General features: G+C 63.4%; 16 protein-coding genes, 5 tRNA genes and 1 pseudogene. 6 read left to right on the forward strand and 16 right to left on the reverse strand.

Going from position 1 to position 20,459, the window contains the following annotated elements:
• Positions 1-5: 5 nt before the first annotated feature.
• The 14 genes from rpoB to IAE24_RS23995 all read right to left on the reverse strand — a co-directional run bounded on the left by rpoB (position 6) and on the right by IAE24_RS23995 (position 10,453).
• Positions 6-4,118, reverse strand: a complete 4,113-nt coding sequence (rpoB, locus tag IAE24_RS23930; RefSeq protein ID WP_013800272.1) for a DNA-directed RNA polymerase subunit beta — start codon at positions 4,116-4,118, stop codon at positions 6-8.
• 276 nt (positions 4,119-4,394) lie between these two features.
• Complete coding sequence (rplL, locus tag IAE24_RS23935) at positions 4,395-4,772, reverse strand: 50S ribosomal protein L7/L12 (protein WP_012202441.1); 378 nt, start codon at positions 4,770-4,772, stop codon at positions 4,395-4,397.
• Positions 4,773-4,809: 37 nt separating this feature from the next.
• Entirely contained in the window at positions 4,810-5,337 is a 528-nt protein-coding gene (gene rplJ / locus IAE24_RS23940; protein WP_012202440.1) for a 50S ribosomal protein L10, read from the reverse strand.
• Positions 5,338-5,563: 226 nt separating this feature from the next.
• Positions 5,564-6,259 (reverse strand): 50S ribosomal protein L1, encoded by a 696-nt coding sequence (rplA, locus tag IAE24_RS23945; protein ID WP_013800271.1) that lies wholly within the window; start codon positions 6,257-6,259, stop codon positions 5,564-5,566.
• Positions 6,260-6,691, reverse strand: coding sequence for a 50S ribosomal protein L11 (gene rplK / locus IAE24_RS23950; protein WP_012202438.1), 432 nt, complete (start codon positions 6,689-6,691; stop codon positions 6,260-6,262).
• Between the two features lie 140 nt (positions 6,692-6,831).
• On the reverse strand, positions 6,832-7,416 hold the full coding sequence (nusG, locus tag IAE24_RS23955; RefSeq protein WP_012202437.1) for a transcription termination/antitermination protein NusG: 585 nt from the start codon (positions 7,414-7,416) through the stop codon (positions 6,832-6,834).
• A complete protein-coding gene (secE, locus tag IAE24_RS23960) occupies positions 7,416-7,799 on the reverse strand; it encodes a preprotein translocase subunit SecE (RefSeq protein ID WP_012202436.1) in 384 nt (127 codons plus the stop codon). Before secE ends, nusG begins: the two co-directional genes overlap by 1 nt.
• A gap of 86 nt (positions 7,800-7,885) precedes the next feature.
• A tRNA-Trp gene (locus IAE24_RS23965) sits at positions 7,886-7,961 on the reverse strand.
• A 9-nt stretch (positions 7,962-7,970) separates the two neighbouring features.
• The gene (gene tuf / locus IAE24_RS23970) at positions 7,971-9,161 is read right to left on the reverse strand and encodes an elongation factor Tu (protein ID WP_013800270.1); all 1,191 of its coding nucleotides are present in this window, start codon (positions 9,159-9,161) and stop codon (positions 7,971-7,973) included.
• Between the two features lie 78 nt (positions 9,162-9,239).
• Positions 9,240-9,314, reverse strand: a tRNA-Thr gene (locus tag IAE24_RS23975).
• Between the two features lie 43 nt (positions 9,315-9,357).
• Positions 9,358-9,431 (reverse strand) — tRNA-Gly (locus IAE24_RS23980).
• A 55-nt stretch (positions 9,432-9,486) separates the two neighbouring features.
• A tRNA-Tyr gene (locus IAE24_RS23985) sits at positions 9,487-9,572 on the reverse strand.
• Between the two features lie 91 nt (positions 9,573-9,663).
• Positions 9,664-9,739: transfer RNA gene (locus IAE24_RS23990), tRNA-Arg, on the reverse strand.
• Between the two features lie 81 nt (positions 9,740-9,820).
• Positions 9,821-10,453 carry a TetR family transcriptional regulator gene (locus IAE24_RS23995; RefSeq protein WP_199961884.1) on the reverse strand — a complete coding sequence of 211 codons (633 nt, stop codon included), beginning with the start codon at positions 10,451-10,453 and terminating at the stop codon, positions 9,821-9,823.
• A 192-nt stretch (positions 10,454-10,645) separates the two neighbouring features.
• Here IAE24_RS23995 and IAE24_RS24000 point away from each other — a divergent pair, with 192 nt between their 5' ends.
• From IAE24_RS24000 to IAE24_RS24015, 4 genes and pseudogenes are all read left to right on the forward strand, one after another.
• Positions 10,646-11,938 (forward strand): efflux RND transporter periplasmic adaptor subunit, encoded by a 1,293-nt coding sequence (locus IAE24_RS24000; RefSeq protein ID WP_043825886.1) that lies wholly within the window; start codon positions 10,646-10,648, stop codon positions 11,936-11,938.
• A gap of 15 nt (positions 11,939-11,953) precedes the next feature.
• The gene (locus IAE24_RS24005) at positions 11,954-15,109 is read left to right on the forward strand and encodes an efflux RND transporter permease subunit (protein ID WP_065346887.1); all 3,156 of its coding nucleotides are present in this window, start codon (positions 11,954-11,956) and stop codon (positions 15,107-15,109) included.
• The gene (locus IAE24_RS24010) at positions 15,102-16,559 is read left to right on the forward strand and encodes an efflux transporter outer membrane subunit (RefSeq protein WP_099732454.1); all 1,458 of its coding nucleotides are present in this window, start codon (positions 15,102-15,104) and stop codon (positions 16,557-16,559) included. The genes IAE24_RS24005 and IAE24_RS24010 overlap by 8 nt, the downstream gene beginning before the upstream one ends.
• A 218-nt stretch (positions 16,560-16,777) precedes the next feature.
• A pseudogene (locus IAE24_RS24015) lies at positions 16,778-17,314 on the forward strand (c-type cytochrome); the annotation flags it as partial.
• A gap of 51 nt (positions 17,315-17,365) precedes the next feature.
• Here IAE24_RS24015 and IAE24_RS24020 read toward each other — a convergent pair.
• Both IAE24_RS24020 and IAE24_RS24025 read right to left on the reverse strand, forming a co-directional pair.
• Positions 17,366-17,917, reverse strand: coding sequence for a DUF2946 family protein (locus IAE24_RS24020; RefSeq protein ID WP_199961882.1), 552 nt, complete (start codon positions 17,915-17,917; stop codon positions 17,366-17,368).
• Positions 17,918-17,922: 5 nt separating this feature from the next.
• Positions 17,923-18,909, reverse strand: a complete 987-nt coding sequence (locus IAE24_RS24025; protein ID WP_199961881.1) for a YheT family hydrolase — start codon at positions 18,907-18,909, stop codon at positions 17,923-17,925.
• Between the two features lie 148 nt (positions 18,910-19,057).
• Between IAE24_RS24025 and IAE24_RS24030 the strand changes: the two genes are divergently transcribed.
• Positions 19,058-19,645, forward strand: a complete 588-nt coding sequence (locus IAE24_RS24030; protein ID WP_012202362.1) for a LemA family protein — start codon at positions 19,058-19,060, stop codon at positions 19,643-19,645.
• 9 nt (positions 19,646-19,654) lie between these two features.
• A partial coding sequence (locus tag IAE24_RS24035) for a TPM domain-containing protein (RefSeq protein ID WP_442778814.1) occupies positions 19,655-20,459 on the forward strand: 805 nt, incomplete at its 3' end.

Raw genomic sequence — 20,459 nt, forward strand, 5'->3', positions numbered from 1 at the left:
AATATTTAAGAACGCTCAAGCTCGATGTCGAGGCCCAGGGAGCGGATTTCCTTGACCAGCACGTTGAACGACTCGGGCATGCCTGCCTCGATGGCGTGCTCGCCCTTGACGATGGATTCGTACACCTTGGTACGGCCCACCACGTCGTCGGACTTCACGGTCAGCATTTCCTGCAGCACATAGGCGGCGCCGTAAGCTTCCAGCGCCCACACTTCCATTTCCCCGAAACGCTGGCCACCGAACTGGGCCTTGCCGCCCAGCGGCTGCTGCGTCACCAGAGAGTACGGACCCGTGGAGCGGGCGTGCATCTTGTCGTCGACCAAGTGGTGCAGCTTCAGGTAGTGCATGTAGCCGATGGTGGTCGGACGCTCGAAGCGGTCACCGGTGCGGCCGTCATACAGGTAGGCCTGCGTGCGCGACTCGGTCAGTCCCTTGCGCTGGGCCAGTTCCTCCGGATATGCCAGATGCAGCATGTCCTGGATTTCCTGCTCGGACGCACCATCGAACACCGGCGTGGCAAACGGCACGCCCGTGGTCAGCGCCTGCGCCATGGACACGATCTCCTTGTCGTCGAGCTGCGTCAGGTCTTCCTTGCGGCCGCGCGAGTTGTAGATCTCTTCCATGAAGGTACGGATCTCGGCAGCGCGGGCTTCCTGCTGCAGCATGTCGCCGATGCGCTGGCCCAGGCCCTTGCCGGCCCAGCCCAGATGCACTTCCAGCACCTGGCCGATGTTCATACGCGAAGGCACGCCCAGCGGGTTCAGCACGATGTCGGCAGTGGAGCCGTCGGCCATGTAGGGCATGTCCTCGACCGGAACGATCTTGGAGACCACACCCTTGTTGCCGTGGCGGCCGGCCATCTTGTCGCCGGGTTGCAGGCGGCGCTTGACGGCCAGGTAGACCTTGACCATCTTGAGCACGCCAGCGGGCAGCTCGTCGCCCTGGGTGAGCTTCTTGCGCTTTTCTTCAAAAGCCAGGTCGAAGCTGTGGCGCGTCTGCTCCAGCGAGTTCTTGATGGACTCGAGCTGGGTGGCGACTTCGTCCTCTGCAGGACGGATGTCGAACCAGTGGAACTTCTCCACGCCATCCAGGTAGGCCTTGTCGATCTTGGCGCCCTTGGCCAGCTTCTGCGGGCCGCCGTTGGCCACGCGGCCATTGAGCAGCTTCTCGATACGGTCGAAGGCGTCGGCCTCGACGATGCGCAGCTGGTCGTTCAGGTCCAGGCGGTAGCGCTTGAGTTCATCGTCGATGATCTGCTGGGCGCGCTTGTCACGCTGGATGCCTTCACGGGTGAAGACCTGCACGTCGATCACGGTGCCTTGCGAGCCCTGGTCCACGCGCAGCGAGGTGTCCTTCACGTCGGAAGCCTTCTCGCCGAAGATGGCGCGCAGCAGCTTCTCTTCAGGCGTCAGCGTGGTCTCGCCCTTGGGCGTGACCTTGCCGACCAGCACATCGCCGGGCTGCACTTCCGCACCCACGTAGATGATGCCGGACTCGTCCAGGCGGTTGAGCTGCTGCTCGGACAGGTTCGGGATGTCGCGCGTGATTTCCTCGGCACCGAGCTTGGTGTCGCGGGCCATCACCACGAGTTCTTCGATGTGGATCGAGGTGTAGCGGTCTTCGGCCACCACGCGCTCGTTGATCAGGATCGAATCCTCGAAGTTGTAGCCGTTCCAGGGCATGAAGGCGATCAGCATGTTCTGACCGATGGCGATTTCGCCCAGGTCGGTCGATGCGCCGTCGGCCACCACGTCACCCTTGGCCAGCTTGTCGCCACGCTTGACGATGGGACGCTGGTGGATGTTGGTGTTCTGGTTGGAACGCTGGTACTTGATGAGGTTGTAGATGTCCACGCCGACTTCGCCGGCCACGGCTTCCGCATCGTTCACGCGGACCACGATGCGCGTTGCATCGACATAGTCCACGATACCGCCGCGGGTTGCCGTCACCACGGTGCCGGAGTCCACTGCCGCCACGCGCTCGATGCCCGTGCCCACCATGGGCTTTTCGGGACGCAGCACAGGCACGGCCTGACGCGACATGTTGGCGCCCATCAATGCGCGGTTCGCGTCATCGTGTTCCAGGAACGGAATCAGCGAGGCAGCCACCGACACGATCTGTGCGGGCGACACGTCCATGTACTGAACGCGCTCGGCCGACACCAGGGTCGAATCACCCTTTTCGCGCGCCGACACCAGGTCGCCGATCAGGCGGCCTTCGGCATCCAGCTCGGCGTTGGCCTGGGCGATGATGTACTTGCCTTCCTCGATGGCCGACAGGTAGTCGATCTCCATCGTGACCTTGCCGTCGGCCACGCGACGGTAAGGCGTCTCGATGAAGCCGTACTCGTTCAGGCGGGCGTACAGGGCCAGCGAGTTGATCAGGCCGATGTTCGGGCCTTCAGGCGTTTCGATAGGGCAGACGCGGCCGTAGTGGGTCACGTGCACGTCGCGCACTTCGAAGCCTGCACGCTCGCGGGTCAGACCGCCCGGGCCCAGGGCCGAGACGCGACGCTTGTGCGTGATTTCGGCCAGAGGGTTGGTCTGGTCCATGAACTGCGACAGCTGCGACGCACCGAAGAATTCCTTCAGGGCGGCCGAAATCGGCTTGCTGTTGATCAGGTCATGGGGCATCAGCGGCTCTTGCTCGGCCTGACCCAGACGTTCCTTCACAGCCTTCTCGATACGTGCCAGGCCCGTGCGGTACTGGTTCTCGGCCAGTTCGCCCACGCAACGCACGCGGCGGTTGCCCAGGTGGTCGATATCGTCGACTTCGCCCTTGCCATTGCGCAGATCCACCAGGATCTTGACCACGGCCAGGATGTCCTCGTTGGACAGCACCATGGGGCCGGTGGCGCCATCGCGGCCGACCTTGGCGTTGAACTTCATGCGGCCCACGCGCGACAGATCGTAGGTGTCGGCGTTGTAGAACAAGCGCTGGAACAGGGCCTGCACGGCGTCTTCGGTCGGCGGCTCGCCGGGGCGCATCATGCGGTAGATGGCCACGCGTGCAGCGAACTCATCGACGGTTTCGTCGGTGCGCAGGGTCTGCGAGATGTAGGCGCCCTGGTCCAGCTCATTCGTGTAGATGCACTGCAGATCCTGGATGCCGGCGCTGCGCAGCTTCTTGAGCAGGGACTCGGTCAGCTCTTCATTGGCCTTGGCGATGATCTCGCCCGTGTCCGGATCGACGATGTTCTTGGCGACCACGCGGCCGATCAGGAAATCTTCGGGGACGCTGATGAACTTGGTGCCCGACTGCTCCAGCTCGCGGGTGTGGCGAGCGGTGACGCGCTTGTCCTTGGCGACCACGACCTTGCCCGACTTGTCGGTGATGTCGAAGCGCGCGACTTCGCCGCGCAGGCGCTCGGAGACGAACTCCATCTGCGCGCCCGAATCCATGAGGCGGAAGTTGTCGTTGACGAAGAAGTTGGCCAGGATCGATTCCGGCGTCAGGCCGATGGCCTTCAGCAGAATGGACACGGGCATCTTGCGGCGACGGTCGACGCGGAAGAACAGCAGGTCCTTGGGGTCGAACTCGAAGTCCAGCCACGAGCCGCGGTAAGGAATGATGCGTGCCGAGAACAGCAGCTTGCCCGAGCTGTGGGTCTTGCCCTTGTCGTGCTCGAAGAACACGCCAGGCGAGCGGTGCAGCTGCGAGACGATGACACGCTCGGTGCCGTTGATGATGAACGAGCCCTTTTCGGTCATCAGGGGCACTTCGCCCATGTAGACCTCTTGCTCCTTGACTTCCTTGACCACCTTGGACTGCGAGGTCGAAGACTCACGGTCATAGATGATCAACTGGACCTTGGCGCGCACGGCGGAGGCGAACGTCAGACCACGGGTCTGGCACTCGCGCACATCGAAAGCAGGCTTGGCGAGGTTGTACTCGACGAACTTCATCTCCACAAAACCGTTGTGGGAGACGATGGGGAAGGCGGAGTTGAAGGCCGCTTGCAGGCCTTCGATGGTGCGTTTTTTGGGGGCTACATCTGACTGCAAGAATGCGGTATATGCATCTTTTTGCATCTGCAGCAGGTAAGGCACTTCGAGCACGCTGTCGCGGCTCCCGAAGCTTTTGCGGATTCGCTTGCGTTCGGTGTAAGAATAGGCCATGAGATCTCCGGGCAAAGACATGAGTCCTGGGTCTGCGACGACTGCCCCACATGGAAAGCTCCCTGCGGGCTTGGCGGTTGGCCACTACCAACCATGGCTGACGGCGATGCGTTGCACATCGCCCGAACCAAGGCATCTTCTGCTGTCGGGTTGTCAGAAGACACTAAAAAACAGACTGTGCTGACTGCTTTTTAGTGTGCTCTATGGATCAGCGCTCCACAAGCGCCAAAGGCTGGAGGCCCTTTTTCGGAGCCTCCAGCCCTTGAGGGGACTGAATTACTTCAGTTCAGCCTTGGCACCGGCTTCCACCAGCTTCTTCACAGCGGCTTCAGCGTCAGCCTTGGCAACGCCTTCCTTGACGTTCTTGGGAGCGCCGTCGACCAGGTCCTTGGCTTCCTTCAGACCCAGGCCGGTGATTTCACGCACGGCCTTGATGACGGAAACCTTGTTCGCGCCGGCTTCGGTCAGCACAACGTTGAACTCGGTCTTTTCTTCTGCAGCAGCAGCGCCGCCAGCAGCGCCGCCAGCAGCGGGAGCAGCCATAGCGGCAGCGCTCACGCCAAACTTCTCTTCAATGGCCTTCACCAGGTCATTGAGTTCCAGGACCGTCATGCCGTCGAGCGCGGTCAGAAATGCGTCTTTATCGAATGCCATTTTGATTTCCTAACAATATTGGTTAACTGCCGCGCGCTCAGGCTGCGACTGCTTCGGCTGCCGGTTCTTCGGCAGAGCCTTCGCTCTTCTTTGCCGCCAGGGCGCCCAGCACAACGGCCGTACGCGAGATAGGCGACATCAGCAAGCCACACAGTTGTGCCAGCAGAACTTCCTTCGAGGGGATGTTCGCCAGTTGCTTCACACCGTTCACGTCCAGGGCCTTGCCTGCAAACGCACCACCGCGGATCACCAGCTTGTCGTTGGTTTTCGCGAAGTCGGCCACCACCTTGGCGGCGGCCACTGCGTCTTCAGAGAAGCCATAGATCAGAGGGCCGGTCATCTGGTCGGCGACAACGTCAAACTGGCTGCCAGCCACAGCACGGCGGGCCAGCGTGTTCTTCAACACGCTCAGGCTCACACCCTTGCTGCGAGCATCAGAACGCAGTTTGGTCATGTCGGCGACCGTGATGCCGCGGTATTCCGCGATCACAAGCGTTTGAGCTTTTGCGGCGAGGCTGGTCACTTCATTGATGACCGCTTCTTTCTCACTGCGATTAAGACTCAAGGTCTACTCCTTCAAATGCGCACTCGGGGCAAGCCCCTCATGCGCGCTCTTGTTGCAGCGACCAACTGTTTTGGAAATGCATCCATCTGCAGCGGGATCGCCATCTGCGTTGGCCCCGGGGGTTTAAGTGCCGCAAGGCACACCAACGGTCTTGGATGACCCGGCGCATCGCTGCACCGGCCCACCACTGAGGCACCCCGAAAGGTGTCTCAAGATTTCTTGGCTATCAGGCCGAGATGGTTTGCGTGTCGACGCGAACGCCCACACCCATGGTCGACGAAACAGCGACCTTGCGCAGGTACAGGCCCTTGCTCGAAGCGGGCTTGGACTTGTTCAGGGCGTCGATCAGCGCAGCCAGGTTGCCTTGCAGCTTCTCGTTGTCGAACGAGCGGCGGCCGATGGTGGCGTGGATGATGCCGGCCTTGTCGACGCGGTATTGCACCTGACCAGCCTTGGCGTTCTTCACAGCCGTGGCCACATCGGGAGTCACCGTGCCAACCTTGGGGTTGGGCATCAGGCCGCGCGGGCCCAGGATCTGGCCCAGCGTACCGACGACGCGCATGGCGTCGGGGGCAGCGATGACCACGTCGAAGGGCATGTCGCCAGCCTTCACGCGGGCAGCCAGGTCGTCCATGCCGACCACGTCGGCGCCGGCAGCCTTGGCTTCTTCAGCCTTGGCGCCTTGGGCGAACACAGCCACGCGGGCGATCTTGCCGGTGCCATGGGGCAGCACGACAGCGCCGCGAACCACTTGGTCAGACTTCTTGGCGTCCACGCCCAGTTGCACGGCCACGTCGATGGATTCATCGAACTTGGCGGTGGCAGCATCCTTCACCAGCGCAACTGCGTCAGCGAAAGCGTACAGCTTGGTGGACTCCACCTTGCCCTGGAGAGCCTTTTGCTTCTTGGTCAACTTGGCCATTTACACGCCCTCCACAATCACGCCCATCGAGCGAGCCGAACCAGCCAGCGTACGCACGGCGGCGTCCACGTCAGCAGCGTTCATGTCCTTCAGCTTGGTGTTGGCGATCTCTTCCAGCTGAGCGCGGGTGATCTTGCCGACCTTGTTCTTCAGGGGGTTGGAAGAACCCTTGTCCAGCTTGATGGCCTTCTTGATCAGCACAGTCGCCGGAGGCGTCTTGATGATGAAGGTGAAGCTCTTGTCCGCGAAGGCCGTGATGACCACGGGCAGGGGCAGTCCGGGCTCGACACCTTGGGTCTGGGCGTTGAACGCCTTGCAGAATTCCATGATGTTGAGGCCGCGCTGACCCAGCGCAGGACCGATCGGGGGAGAGGGATTGGCCTTACCAGCTGGCACTTGCAGCTTGATGAAGCCGACGATTTTCTTCGCCATTGAATGCTCCTTGCGGGTATAGCGCCGCCGGCCCAACCAACAACAGTTGCAGCCGACAGCTCCCCGGGGGTTAAAAGACTCTTGTGAGAACGCCCTGCACCAAGCCTAAAAATGCAGAGCCAGAGATTGTAAGCGGTAACTCAGGTTTTTTCAACCTGGGCAAATTCAAGCTCGACCGGCGTGGAGCGACCGAAGATCATCACGGAGACGCGCAGACGGCTCTTCTCGTAGTTGACCTCTTCGACAGAGCCGTTGAAGTCCGTGAACGGACCTTCCTTGACACGCACCAGCTCGCCGGGCATGAACTCGACCTTGTGGCGCGGCTTTTCCGTGCCTTCCTGCATCTGGCTGACGATCTTGCGCACTTCCTCTTCGGAAATGGGCGCAGGACGGTTCTTGGCACCGCCCACGAAACCCGTCACCTTGCTGGTGTGCTTGACCAAGTGCCAGGTATCGTCGTCCATGACCATCTCGACGAACACGTAGCCAGGGAACAGACGGCGCTCGGTAGTGCGGCGCTGGCCATTCTTCATTTCCACCACTTCTTCAGTAGGGACAAGAATGCGACCGAACTTGGACTGCATGTCAGAGCGCGCGATGCGCTCGATGATGTTGCGCTCAACAGCCTTTTCCATGCCGGAGTAGGCATGGACGATGTACCAGCGCAGATCCGGATTGGCAGGCGCTGCCCCTCCGTCGTTCACACCCGTTTCGACAGCATCCATTACTTCCTCCAGCCCAAAATCAGGTCGTACAAGACCCACTCAAGCGTCTTGTCCGTGAACCACAGGAACAAGGCCATGATGACGACAAAGCCGAAGACGTACAAGGTCATCTGCATGGTTTCCTTGCGCGTCGGCCAGACGACCTTCTTGACTTCGCGCCAGGCATCCTGGGCAAAGCTCACGAAACGCTTTCCGGGCTCGGAAACAAGGAACGTGCCAGCAGCTGCAGCCAGGCCGACCAGCAGCACCAGCCACTGGACGATGGGGCCTTGCTTGCTCAGCAGATAGAAACCTGCGATCGCAGCAACGACTAAAGCCGCGACTGCGGCAAGCTTGGCTTTGTCAGCTCCGGAGCTGACCGTTTCAACCTGAGTAGTGGCCATAATCCATTTCTAATGCGCATCTTTTGCGCAACGCCAAGACACCGAAGCCCGCTTTGGGGCGGGCTCGTTGCGATTCCACCATCAGGTGGCAGGGGCAGTAGGAATCGAACCTACAACCTTCGGTTTTGGAGACCGACGCTCTGCCAATTGAGCTATACCCCTACGAATCAATTAGGCAATGATCTTGGCAACCACGCCAGCGCCCACGGTACGGCCACCTTCGCGGATAGCGAAGCGCAGACCTTCTTCCATGGCGATGGGGGCGATCAGCTTGACGGTGATCGACACGTTATCGCCAGGCATCACCATTTCCTTGTCGGCGGGCAGCTCGATGGAGCCGGTCACGTCGGTCGTACGGAAATAGAACTGGGGACGGTAGTTGTTGAAGAACGGAGTGTGGCGACCACCTTCGTCCTTGGACAGCACGTACACCTCAGCCGTGAAGTGGGTGTGGGGCTTGATGGAGCCGGGCTTGCACAGCACTTGGCCGCGTTCCACGTCTTCACGCTTGGTGCCGCGCAGCAGCAGACCCACGTTGTCGCCAGCTTGACCTTGGTCCAGCAGCTTGCGGAACATTTCCACGCCGGTGACGATGGTCTTCTGGGTGTCGCGGATACCGACGATTTCGATTTCTTCGCCGACCTTGATGATGCCGCGCTCGATACGGCCAGTCACCACGGTGCCACGGCCAGAGATCGAGAACACGTCTTCCACGGGCATTGCGAAGGCACCGTCCACAGCGCGCTCGGGCGTGGGGATGTAGGAGTCCAGTGCTTCAGCCAGGCGCAGGATGGCAGGTTCGCCCTTGTCGGACTGGTCGCCTTCCAGGGCCAGCTTGGCCGAGCCGCGGATGATGGGGGTGTCGTCGCCGGGGAAGTCGTACTTGGCAAGCAGCTCGCGCACTTCCATTTCGACCAGTTCCAGCAGCTCTTCGTCGTCCACCATGTCGCACTTGTTCAGGAACACGATGATGTAGGGCACGCCCACCTGACGGGCCAGCAGGATGTGCTCGCGGGTCTGGGGCATGGGGCCGTCAGCGGCCGAGCACACCAGGATGGCGCCGTCCATTTGAGCAGCGCCGGTGATCATGTTCTTGACGTAGTCGGCGTGGCCGGGGCAGTCAACGTGAGCGTAGTGGCGACCGGCCGTTTCGTACTCGACGTGGGCGGTGTTGATCGTGATGCCGCGAGCCTTTTCTTCAGGTGCTGCGTCGATCTGGTCGTAAGCCTTGGCTTCGCCGCCGAACTTCTTGGACAGAACGGTAGCGATAGCAGCCGTCAGGGTCGTCTTGCCGTGGTCCACGTGACCGATGGTGCCAACGTTGACGTGCGGCTTGGTACGCTCGAATTTTGCTTTAGCCATTTTTCCGACTCCGAAAAAAATCTAAATCACTACAACAGGATTTGGCGCAACCCCATCTAGCGAGCGCACCAGAGATAATGGTGCCCATGGGCAGGATCGAACTGCCGACCTCTCCCTTACCAAGGGAGTGCTCTACCACTGAGCCACATGGGCCTTGAGGCTGCCGAAGCAATCTCAAAAAACTTTGCTCGCCAACTGGAGCGGGAGACGGGAATCGAACCCGCGTCATTAGCTTGGAAGGCTAGGGTTCTACCATTGAACTACTCCCGCACAGATTGACTGCACGTCGCCATCTTTTCAGATGACTTCTCTTCTTCACCATTACTGGTGGAGGGGACTGGATTCGAACCAGTGTAGGCGTAAGCCAACAGATTTACAGTCTGCCCCCTTTAGCCACTCGGGCACCCCTCCGAAGAGATTTGAATTCTAGCACCGTTTTTTTCTTCAGAAAAATTTCAGTGCATTTTTTTCTCAGGCCACCTGGGCGATCCAAGAAAAATTGTGGTGCGGCTGGCGGGGATCGAACCCACGACCCTTGGCTTCGGAGGCCAATACTCTATCCACTGAGCTACAGCCGCTCAGGGCATCGCTGCCCTGCACAAGCCGAGCATTGTCGCATGACTTTGCCCCGGCACGTCCAAGCCCCCCAGGACCCGACGCTATTGCGCCTGCGGCACCGTGAAGCCCAACCCCCGCAGGCAGACATCCACCGCCTGCGCGCCCACCTGCTTGAGATCGAAGACCCTTCCCAGCAGCCAGCTCTGCAACAGGCCATCAAACATGGCGCACAGCGCGATCGAGGCCTGGGGAGCCGGCATGGACATGGTCACCGCATGGCTTTCGGCAGCCGCGCGCAGCGCCAGCTCCAGTTGCGCGGAAAAAGAGTCCAGTGCGGCACGGTTGCGCTCCTGCACGGGCATGAGCTCGCCCACGTATTCCACCTTGAGCAGCAGGATCTCGAAGACGCGCCGCGTGCTGTCGTCATCGGCGATGCGCCCGAAGACCACCGCCATCAGGCGCCGCACATATTCCAGCGCATCGCATTCGGAGTCATCTCCGCAGTCGCCCTGAGCAGCCTGCTCCAGCGGGAGCGTGACGCGGTCCAGCATGGCGTAGAAGAGATCCAGCTTGTCCTTGAAATGCCAGTAGACCGCACCGCGCGTGGCGCCGGCTCGCTGGGCAATCTCGTTGAGCGAGGCCCGGGCGACACCCTGTTCGTAGAACACTTGCTCCGCAGCGTCCAGCAGACTGTTGCGCGTTGCAAACGCATCTTCTTTCGTTCGTCGTGCCAAGATGTATTTCCTTCCATCGTTGAGCCCGGCCATGCCACGCTACGCCATGCTTCGCGCCGCCTTGCAGCAACAGCGGTCATTATACATTCATGTATGTATGTATAATCCGCGACTTGCCCGTGGACACGGGCGTTCCGGATAGCGCTGACCGGAACGTCAACATCGTTATTTGATTCAGCACAAGGACCCATCATGCCCAGCACACGCAGCAATGTGTCAGCCGCTCCGTCCCCTTACAGCAGTCTGCGCCTCACCACCGTGGCCCTGGCCGTCACTGCCGCAATGGCCATGGCGGCCTGCGGGAAAAAGCCCGAAGAACAAGCTGCCGCGCAGCAGCAGATGCCCGCCGTGCCGGTGGGCGTGGTGGTCGCCACCCCCGCCGACGTGGGCCTTGTGACCGAACTCCCTGGTCGCGTGGATGCGCGCCGCGTGGCCCAGATCCGCGCCCGCAGCGCCGGCATCGTGCAGGAACGACTGTTCCGGGAAGGCAGCGATGTGAAGGCCGGCCAGGTGCTGTACCGCATCGATCCCGCACCCTACCAGGCCACGCTGCAAAGCGCCAAGGCCACGCAGGCCCGCGCCGAAGCCAACCAGGCGCAGGCACTGGCGCAGCTGGAACGCTACCGTCCGCTGGTTGCCGCCAACGCCATCAGCAAGCAGGATTTCGTCAACGCCGAGGCAGCCTACAAGCAGGCCCAGGCCGATGTGGCGGCCGGCAAGGCGTCGGTGCGCACGGCCGAGATCAATCTGGGCTACACCAACGTCACGGCCCCCATCTCCGGCCGCATCGGCCAGTCGCTGGTGACCGAAGGTGCGCTGGTCGGCCAGGGCGAGGCGACTCCGCTGGCCGTGGTCCAGCAGATCAATCCTGTCTATGTGAACTTCACCCAGTCGTCCAGCGAGGCCTTCCGGCTGCGCCGCGCGATGGAGCAGGGCAAGCTCAAGAAGGCCGATGGCGCCGAGGCTGCCAGCGTCGAGGTGCGCCTGGACGACGGCACGGCCTATGAGCTCAAGGGCAAGCTGCTGTTCACCGACCTGACCGTGGACAGCTCCACGGGCCAGGTCACGCTGCGTGCCGAGGTGCCCAATCCCAAGGGATTGCTGCTGCCCGGCATGTATGTGCGCGTGCGCATGGAGCAGGCCCAGGCGTCCAACGCCATTGCCGTGCCCCAGCAGGCGGTGACGCGCACCGAGACCGGCGACACCGTGAGCGTGGTCAGCGACGACGGCAAGATCACCAAGCGGCAGGTGAAGGTGACCACGGCCCAGAACAACCAGTGGCTGGTGAGCGAAGGCCTGCAGGCGGGTGAGAAGGTCATGGTCGACGGCTTCCAGAAGCTGCAGATGCTGCCGCCCGGCACACCGGTCAAGCCCGTGCCCTGGCAGCCCGAGGCCGCAGGTGCCCAGAAGCCGGCCGGCGCGGCAGCGCCAGCCCCGCAAGCCGCAGCCGATGCCAAGCCTGCGGACCAGGCAGACAAGAAGTAATCAAGGGGCTCAGCAATGGCCAAGTTCTTTATTGACAGACCGATCTTTGCATGGGTCGTCGCGCTATTCATCATCGTCCTCGGTGGTATCGCGCTGACCAAGCTTCCGATCGCTCAATACCCCAAGGTGGCTCCTCCGGCCATCGTCATCAACACCGCCTATCCAGGCGCGTCCGCCAAGGTGCTCGAAGACAGCGTGCTGTCCGTGATTGAGCGCGAGATGAACGGCTCGCCCGGTCTGGTCTACATGGAGTCGGTGGCCCAGGCCGATGGCACGGGCAGCATCACCATCAGCTTCGAGGCCGGCACCAACGTGGACCTGGCGCAGGTGGACGTGCAAAACCGCCTGTCGCGCGCCACACCGCGCCTGCCTGCGTCCGTGACGCAGCAGGGCGTGCGCGTGGACAAGGCGTCGTCCAACTTCCTGCTGTTCATCATGCTGTCGTCCGAGGACGCCAAGGCCTATGACACGGTGGCCCTGGGTGACTACGCCTCGCGCAACATCGTTCCCGAAATCCAGCGTGTGGCCGGCGTGGGCCAGGCACAGCTGTTCGGTACCGAAAAGGCGATGCGCATCTGGTTCGATCCCGCCAAGCTGCAGGGCTACAAGCTCTCGGCCGAGGACGTGACGGCCGCCATCCGCAGCCAGAACGCCCAGGTGGCCAGCGGCGCCATTGGCGACCTGCCCAACATCACGGGCCAGAAGATCGCCGCCACGGTGACGGTGATGGGCCAGCTGTCTTCGATCGGCCAGTTCGAGAACATCGTGCTGCGCGCCAATCCCGATGGCTCCACCGTGCGCCTCAAGGACGTGGCCACCATCGAGATCGGCGGCCAGGCCTACGCGACCTCCGCCCGCCTGAACGGCAAGGATGCCGTGGGTATCGGCGTCCAGCTGACGCCCAGCGGCAATGCGCTGGCCACGGCCAAGGCCGTGCATGCGCGCATGGAAGAGCTGCAGAAGTTCTTCCCCAAGGGCGTGAAGTACTCCATTCCCTACGACAGCTCCAAGTTCGTGAGCATCTCCATCGAGAAGGTCGCCCACACGCTGCTGGAAGCCATCGTGCTGGTGTTCCTCGTGATGTACCTGTTCCTGCAGAACTGGCGCTACACGCTGATCCCGACCATCGTGGTGCCCATTGCACTGCTGGGCACCTTCGCGGTCATGCAGGCCGTGGGCTTCTCGATCAACGTGCTGGCCATGTTCGGCATGGTGCTGGTCATCGGCATCGTGGTGGATGACGCCATCGTGGTGGTGGAGAACGTCGAGCGCATCATGAGCGAGGAAGGCCTGCCGCCGCGCGAAGCCGCGATCAAGGCCATGGGCCAGATCTCGGGCGCCATCGTGGGCATTACGCTGGTGCTGATCGCGGTGTTCATACCGCTGGCCTTCTTCGCGGGGTCCACCGGCAATATCTACCGGCAGTTCTCCATCGTGATGGTCGCCTCCATCAGCTTCTCGGCCTTCATGGCGCTGACGCTGACGCCGGCCCTGTGCGCAACGCTGCTCAAGCCCGTGGAAGCCGGTCACCACCACGAGAAGAAAGGCTTCTTCGGCTGGTTCAACCGCACGTTCGCACGCTCGGCCAAGTCCTATGAAGGCTGGGTGGCCCGACTGCTCAAGCGCTCGGTGCTGATGATCGGCGTGTACCTGGCCGTGATCGCGGGCGCCGTGGTGGTGTTCCGTGGCCTGCCGACCTCGTTCCTGCCGACCGAGGACCAGGGCTACTTCATCGTCAACGTGCAACTGCCCCCTGGCGCCGCCAAGGAGCGCACGCTGGAGGTGATGAAGCAGGTGGAAGAAGCCGTGCTGCCGCAGCCCGAAGTGGCCAACATGGTCAGCGTGCTGGGCTTCAGCTTCTCCGGCCAGGGCCAGAATGCCGCCCTCGCCTTCGTGCCGCTCAAGGACTGGTCCGAGCGCAAGGGAGCGAACTCCACGGTGGACGCCATGACGGGCCGCATCATGGGCATGACGTCGGGCATCCGCGATGCCTTCGTGTTCGCCGTGAACCCGCCGCCCATTCCCGAACTGGGCAACGCCGTGGGCTTCTCGTTCCGCCTGCAGGACCGTGCCGGCCACGGACACGATGCGCTGATCAATGCCCGCAACATGATGCTGGGCATGGCCGGGCAGAGCAAGGTGCTGGCTGGCGTGCGTCCCGATGGTCTGGAGGACGCGCCCCAGCTGCGCATCGAGATCGACCGCGACAAGGCCAACGCCCTGGGCGTGGACTTCACCTCGATCAATGCCGCGCTGTCCACGGCGCTGGGCTCGTCCTACGTCAATGACTTCCCCAACCAGGGTCGTCTGCAGCGCGTGATCGTGCAGGCCGATGCTCCGGCCCGCATGCAGCCCGACGACCTGCTGCGCCTGAACGCGCGCAATGCCAAGGGCGATCCGGTGCCGCTGTCCACGTTCGCGACCACCAAGTGGGTCAAGGGCGCCCAGCAGACGGTGCGCTACAACGGCTACCCAGCCGTGCGTATCGAAGGCTCGGCCGCACCGGGCTTCAGCTCGGGCGATGCCATGGACGAGATGGAAAAGCTGGCTGCCAAGCTGCCCGAAGGCTTCGGCTTCGAGTGGACCGGCCAGTCGCGTGAGGAAAAGCTGGCGGGTTCGCAAGCCATCTTCCTGTACGCCTTCGCCATCCTGGCCGTGTTCCTGTGCCTGGCTGCTCTGTATGAGAGCTGGTCGATTCCGCTGTCGGTGATTCTGGTCGTGCCGCTGGGTCTGCTGGGCGTGGTGCTTGCCACCTTGCTGCGCAACTACTCCAACGACGTGTACTTCCAGATCGGACTGGTGACGGTGATCGGCCTGTCGGCGAAGAACGCGATCTTGATCGTGGAGTTCGCCAAGGACCTGCAGGCCGAAGGCAAGGGACTGATCGAGGCTGCGCTGGAAGCCGCCCACCTGCGGTTCCGCCCCATCATCATGACCTCGCTGGCCTTCGGCCTGGGCGTGGTGCCTCTGGTGATCGCCACGGGCGCGAGCTCGGCCAGCCAGCGTGCCATCGGCACCGGCGTGCTCGGCGGCATGATCACCGGCACCGTGCTGGCCGTGCTGTTCGTGCCCACCTTCTTCGTCGTGGTGCGCAAGCTGTTCAAGGGCAAGATCAAAACGCACAACCCGCCGTCCACACCGGCCGGCAAGGAGGCCTTGAGCCATGATTAATCGCAGTACCCCGGTGGCCATCGCCACCGCCGTGCTCCTGGCGGGATGCTCGCTCATCCCCACCTACGAGCGCCCTGCCGCTCCGGTCGCGGCGCAGTACACCCGCGCGAACGCCACCGCTGCGGCGGAAGGCGGCACGGCTGCAGCGCAGCTGCCCTGGCAGGATTTCTTCCAGGACGCACGCCTGCAGCAGCTGGTTCGCACCGCGCTGGACAACAACCGTGACCTGCGCGTGGCCGCGCTCAACATCGAGCGTGCCCAGGCCCAGTACCGGATCACGCGCGCGGACCAGTTCCCGACGGTGGGTGCCGGCGTCAACGCCAGCCGCGCCCCGAACACCACGGGCTCGGGCACCAAGTACGTCAACAGCTACCAGGTCGGCCTGGCCGTCACTTCCTGGGAGCTGGACTTCTTCGGCCGCATCGGCAGCCTGAAGGAAGCGGCCCTGGCACAGTACCTGGCGACCGAGGAAGCTCGCCGCGCCGCGCAGACCAGCCTGGTGGCCGCTGTGGCCAGCGGCTGGTACACGCTGCTGGCCGACGAGCAACTGCTGAAGATTTCGCGCGACACGCTGCAGACCCGTGAAGAGTCGATCAAGCTGACCAAGCTGCGCTTCGACACGGGCGTGGCGTCCGAGCTGGACTACCGCCAGGCCGTCTCGCTGACCGAGGCTGCGCGCGCCACGCTGGCGCAGCAGCAGCGCCAGCGCGCCCTGGACGAGAACGCCCTGGTGCTGCTGCTGGGCCAGTCCCTGCCAGCGGACGTGCTCGCCAGCCTGGGCTCCAGCCAGGGACTGCGCGACACGGCCGACCTGCCCGCCGTGCCTGCCGGCCTCCCGTCGGATCTGCTGACGCAGCGGCCCGACATTCGCCAGGCCGAGCAGCAGCTGATCAGCACCAACGCCAACATCGGTGCCGCGCGTGCCGCCTTCTTCCCGCGCATCACGCTGACAGGGCAGTTCGGCACGGCCAGCAACGAGCTGTCGGGCCTGTTCAAGAGCGGCAGCTGGGGCTTCACCCTCGCGCCATCTGCCCTCCTGCCCATCTTCGATGCGGGCCGCAATTCGGCCAATCTGGCTGCGGCCAAGGTCGAGCGCGAAGTGGCCATTGCCCAGTACGAGAAGTCTATCCAGAGCGCCTTCCGCGAGGTCTCCGACGCACTGGACAGCCAGGGCACGCTGCGTGACCAGATCATGGCCCAGCGTGCCCAGCTCGAAGCCGAGCAGGCACGCCTGAAGCTGTCCGACCTGCGATACAGCAACGGCGTGGCCAGCTACCTGGACCTGCTGGATGCACAGCGCACCCTGTTCGCGCTGGAGCAGTCCACCGTGAGCGTGCGTCTGGCGCAGCTGCTCAACCAGATCGAGCTGTACAAGGCGCTTGGCGGCGGCTGGACCGACAGGACGGCGACAGCAGCGGCAGCCACGCCGGCTCCCGCGCCCGCGCAGTAAGACCCAAGGCCGGTATCTGCCGCGCCAACCGCACAGAGGTGTTCTCCGCAAGGTGAACACCTCTTTTTCATGGCGCGCGGAAAGCATTTGCCATTTGCTTGATCCATCTCATGGCATATGTGCGCCCCAGGTCAACCCGGGTCTGCGCGCAGTGTCTGCAAGAGGCCCGTCGATATAATTTGTTGTTGACTCACGCCCCCACAACACAAGAGGACTTCATGAGCGCAACCCACACCGAAGAAGCCCATACGGGCCCGATCAAGAACCCCAAGCAGCTGCTGATGGCGGTGTTTTTCTCGTTCGTGGTTCCGGTGTTCGTGATCATCGGCCTCGTGCAATATGTGAGCTCGGCCGACAAGGCCGGCGCCGGCGCTTCCCAGACCGAAATGGCCAAGGCCCAGCGGCTGCAGAAAATCGGCCTCGTGGAAATCCGGGATGCCAATCGCCCGCTGCGCTCGGGTGAAGAAGTCTTCAAGGGCCAATGCGCGGCCTGCCATGCCACAGGTGCCGCAGGTGCTCCCAAGTTCGCGGATGCCGCGGCCTGGGGCCCGCGCCTGGCACAAGGTCTAGAAGGTCTGGTGCACTCGGCCCTCAAGGGCAAGGGAGCGATGGCGCCTCAAGGCGGCGGCGATTTCAACGACACCGAAATTGCCCGTGGCGTGGTCTACATGGCCAATGCCGCAGGTGGCAAGTTTGAAGAGCCCAAGGCCCCGGCCGCAGAAGGCGCTGCAGCAGAAGCTGCAGCGGCACCCGCCAACTGAGCAAGGCCCAGGATGCCTGGCACCAACCGGCTTCGGCCGGTTTTTTCATGCCCGGGCCGGACTGCGCACAAAACCGTAGCGTTGCGGCAACGTCTGTGCCGGCACCTCTTCACAGGCAGGCAGCATGCCGGCGTCCAGCGCGGCAGCGGCATCGACCATGTCCTGCGTATGGACCAGGCCCAGGCCGGAGGGCATGGCCAGATACAGGCGCCCTGTCTCATCCATCAAAACCTCCTTGATGTCTGCGGCCTGCAGCTCTGCCCCTGTGTGGCTGTGCACCTGCAGGCGCTCGCCATCCCAGCGCAGCCGCCATATCCAGGGTGTGCTTTCCAGTTCCACATACACGCGCTGGGGACCATTCTGGAAAAACCACCGACCATCAGGCTCGGCAAGATAGTTGCGGGCGATGAAGTCCGCCAGCTTTTCGTTGCGCACCTCCGCGCCCTTGGCTCCCGGGATGCCGCTGTCGAAAGCGCCGCAGGCCTGAGCCTCTTCATCGCGCAGATACCAGCGCCCGCGATCGTCCAGCCCCAGCCAGCCGCTGCAGGCGGGCACATGGGGCCATTTGGCCATGGCCTGCTTCACGATATCGTCCATTGCATTCATCCTTGTTCGCTGTCTGCCAGCCACTGCGTGACGGCCTGCGGCATGCCCAGTACATGCCCTGGCCAATGTCCCTGTGCAAAACCCACATGACCGCCATGCGGCGGTTGCCACAGCGTAACCCGTGGGCCGACCTCGCCTGGCCCTGGCAGGCTGCATGCAGGGACAAAAGGATCGTCCAGCGCATTGAGCAGCAGCGCAGGCACGGCAATGCTGCCCAGCACAGGCTTGGCTGCCGCCCGGCGCCAATAGTCGTGCGCATCGAGAAAGCCATGCACGGGTGCCGTGAACGCGTCATCGAACTCCTTCAGATCGCGCGCGCGCACCGCGGCATCGCGGTCGAAGAGCCCGGGAAATTGCGCCCATTTGACCCGCGCCTTGGGCACCAGCGTGCGCAGGAACATGCGTGTGTAGATCCAGCGGTTCAGACCCTGCCCCAGCGCCATGCCGCCAGCCGCCAGATCCAGCGGCGCACTCACCGCCGCAAGGGCCTGGACCACCTCGGCGGCCTTGTCTGCCTGCAGACCGGCCCAGCGCGCAAGCGCATTGCCGCCCAGGGAAACACCCACCACATGGAGCGGGCGGGAAGACCGTGCGCGCAGGCGGCGCAGTATCCAGTCCACCTCCTGCACATCGCCCGAGTGATAGGCGCGCGGGCCCCGGTTGACCTCGCCGCTGCAGCCGCGAAAGTGCGGCACGGCCATGTGCCAGCCACGCTGCGCGGCCACCCAGGCCATGGCCTGGGCATAGTGGCTGTTCGCCGAGCCTTCAAGGCCATGGAAAAGCACCAGCCATGGCGCATCGGCAGGCAGGGTGGGAGCACCGCCGAAGGCGACATCGATGAAGTCGCCATCCGGGGTATCCCAGCGCTCCCAGCGCCAGGCGGGCGCCGCCTGGCCCGCCGGCCAGCGGCGCGCGAACAGTGCCGGCCAGATGGTCTGGGCATGGCCCCCGGGCAACCAGCGCGCCGCCGTGAATTCGTGCATAAAAGCCCTGTTAGCAGTCCTTGCCACACCGCTGCGCAATGGCCTTTGCCCTACAGGGCAGCAGGCCGGGCGCGCAGCACAATCGCCAGCATTGCGCATGCATCGTGCGCGATACTGTTTTCCATTGTCGCTTTCAGGTTGCCATCTTATGAAACGTCTACTCGCCACGCTTGCCACCGTCCTGGCATTGACCGGCTGCGGCTACAACGACTTCCAGCGTCTTGACGAACAGACCAAGTCGGCCTGGAGCGAGGTGCTCAACCAGTACCAGCGCCGTGCCGACCTGGTGCCCAACATCGTGGCCTCGGTCAAGGGCGAGGCCAATTTCGAGCAGGAAACCCTGACCAAGGTAGTGGAGGCACGCGCGAAGGCCACCTCCATCCAGGCCACGCCCGAGCTGGTCAACAACCCCGAGGCCTTCAACAAGTTCCAGCAGGCGCAGGGCGAGCTGTCCAGTGCCCTGTCGCGGCTGATGGTGGTGGCCGAGCGCTATCCCCAGCTGCAGGCCAACCAGGGCTTCCGCGACCTGCGCGTGACGCTGGAGGGCACGGAGAACCGCATCACCGTGGCGCGCAACCAGTACATCCAGGCCGTGCAGTCCTACAACGTGCTGGCGCGCAGCTTTCCGACCAATCTGACGGCCAAGGTCTTCAGCTACGAACCCAAGCCCAGCTTCAGCGTGCAGAACGAGGCCGAAATCTCCCGTCCGCCCACGGTGGACTTCGGCAACAAGTAAGCCGTGACCATGTCCCTGGTGCCACTGTGGCGCATGCTTTGCGCCCTTGCCCTGACCATGCTGCTGCTGCCCGAGAGCACGCTGGCGCAGGCGCCGCAGCCCGTGCCGGCCCTCTCGGCGCGGCTCATCGACCAGACGGGCACGCTGTCGGCCGATGAGGCACGCGCCATTGAAGACAGGCTGCGTGGCATCGAACAGAAGTCGGGCTCGCAGGTCGTCGTGCTGATGGTGGCCACCACCGCGCCCGAGGACATTGCCGCCTATGCCTGGCGCGTGGCCAGTGACTGGAAGATCGGCCGCCGCGACGTGGGCGACGGCCTGTTGGTGGTGATTGCCAAGAACGACAGACGCATGCGCATGGAAGTGGCCCGCGCGCTGGAAGGCGCGATCCCCGACCTGGCAGCCGCGCGCATCATCGACCAGCAGATGGCACCGCGCTTTCGCCAGGGGGACTATGCGGGCGGCATCACCGCTGCGCTGGACCAGGTGGCAGCGCGCATTGCGGGCGAGCAATTGCCGGCGCCCTCCTCCAGCCCCCAGTCTTCCAAAAGCCCGGACAGGGGCTTCGACATGGAAGACCTGATGCTGTTCTTCTTCTTCGGCGTGGCCGTGGTCGGTCCCATCCTGCGCTCGGTACTGGGCCGGCCGCTGGCCTCCGTGCTGGCGGGGGCAGGCGCCGGCATTGCCGCCTATGTGGTGACGGCCAGTCTGCTCGTCGCCGCAGGAGCGGGAGTCGTCACGCTGCTGTTCACCCTGCTGGGAAGCGGCCGCTCCGGCAGGGGTGGCGGCGGTGGATGGGGCGGTGGTGGCGGCT

It is taken from the genome of Delftia sp. S65, assembly GCF_016516495.1.
Lineage (GTDB): Bacteria > Pseudomonadota > Gammaproteobacteria > Burkholderiales > Burkholderiaceae_C > Comamonas > Comamonas acidovorans.

What these genes read in the sequence shown, in the direction of transcription:
- IAE24_RS24005 (WP_065346887.1), top strand. Translation starts at nt 11,954, where the DNA reads ATGGCCAAGTTCTTTATTGACAGACCGATCTTTGCATGGGTCGTCGCG.
- rpoB (WP_013800272.1), bottom strand. Translation starts at nt 4,118, where the DNA reads ATGGCCTATTCTTACACCGAACGCAAGCGAATCCGCAAAAGCTTCGGG.
- secE (WP_012202436.1), bottom strand. Translation starts at nt 7,799, where the DNA reads ATGGCCACTACTCAGGTTGAAACGGTCAGCTCCGGAGCTGACAAAGCC.
- nusG (WP_012202437.1), bottom strand. Translation starts at nt 7,416, where the DNA reads ATGGATGCTGTCGAAACGGGTGTGAACGACGGAGGGGCAGCGCCTGCC.
- rplL (WP_012202441.1), bottom strand. Translation starts at nt 4,772, where the DNA reads ATGGCATTCGATAAAGACGCATTTCTGACCGCGCTCGACGGCATGACG.
- tuf (WP_013800270.1), bottom strand. Translation starts at nt 9,161, where the DNA reads ATGGCTAAAGCAAAATTCGAGCGTACCAAGCCGCACGTCAACGTTGGC.
- IAE24_RS24030 (WP_012202362.1), top strand. Translation starts at nt 19,058, where the DNA reads ATGAAACGTCTACTCGCCACGCTTGCCACCGTCCTGGCATTGACCGGC.
- IAE24_RS24000 (WP_043825886.1), top strand. Translation starts at nt 10,646, where the DNA reads ATGCCCAGCACACGCAGCAATGTGTCAGCCGCTCCGTCCCCTTACAGC.
- rplK (WP_012202438.1), bottom strand. Translation starts at nt 6,691, where the DNA reads ATGGCGAAGAAAATCGTCGGCTTCATCAAGCTGCAAGTGCCAGCTGGT.
- rplA (WP_013800271.1), bottom strand. Translation starts at nt 6,259, where the DNA reads ATGGCCAAGTTGACCAAGAAGCAAAAGGCTCTCCAGGGCAAGGTGGAG.
- IAE24_RS24025 (WP_199961881.1), bottom strand. Translation starts at nt 18,909, where the DNA reads ATGCACGAATTCACGGCGGCGCGCTGGTTGCCCGGGGGCCATGCCCAG.
- IAE24_RS24020 (WP_199961882.1), bottom strand. Translation starts at nt 17,917, where the DNA reads ATGGACGATATCGTGAAGCAGGCCATGGCCAAATGGCCCCATGTGCCC.
- IAE24_RS24010 (WP_099732454.1), top strand. Translation starts at nt 15,102, where the DNA reads ATGATTAATCGCAGTACCCCGGTGGCCATCGCCACCGCCGTGCTCCTG.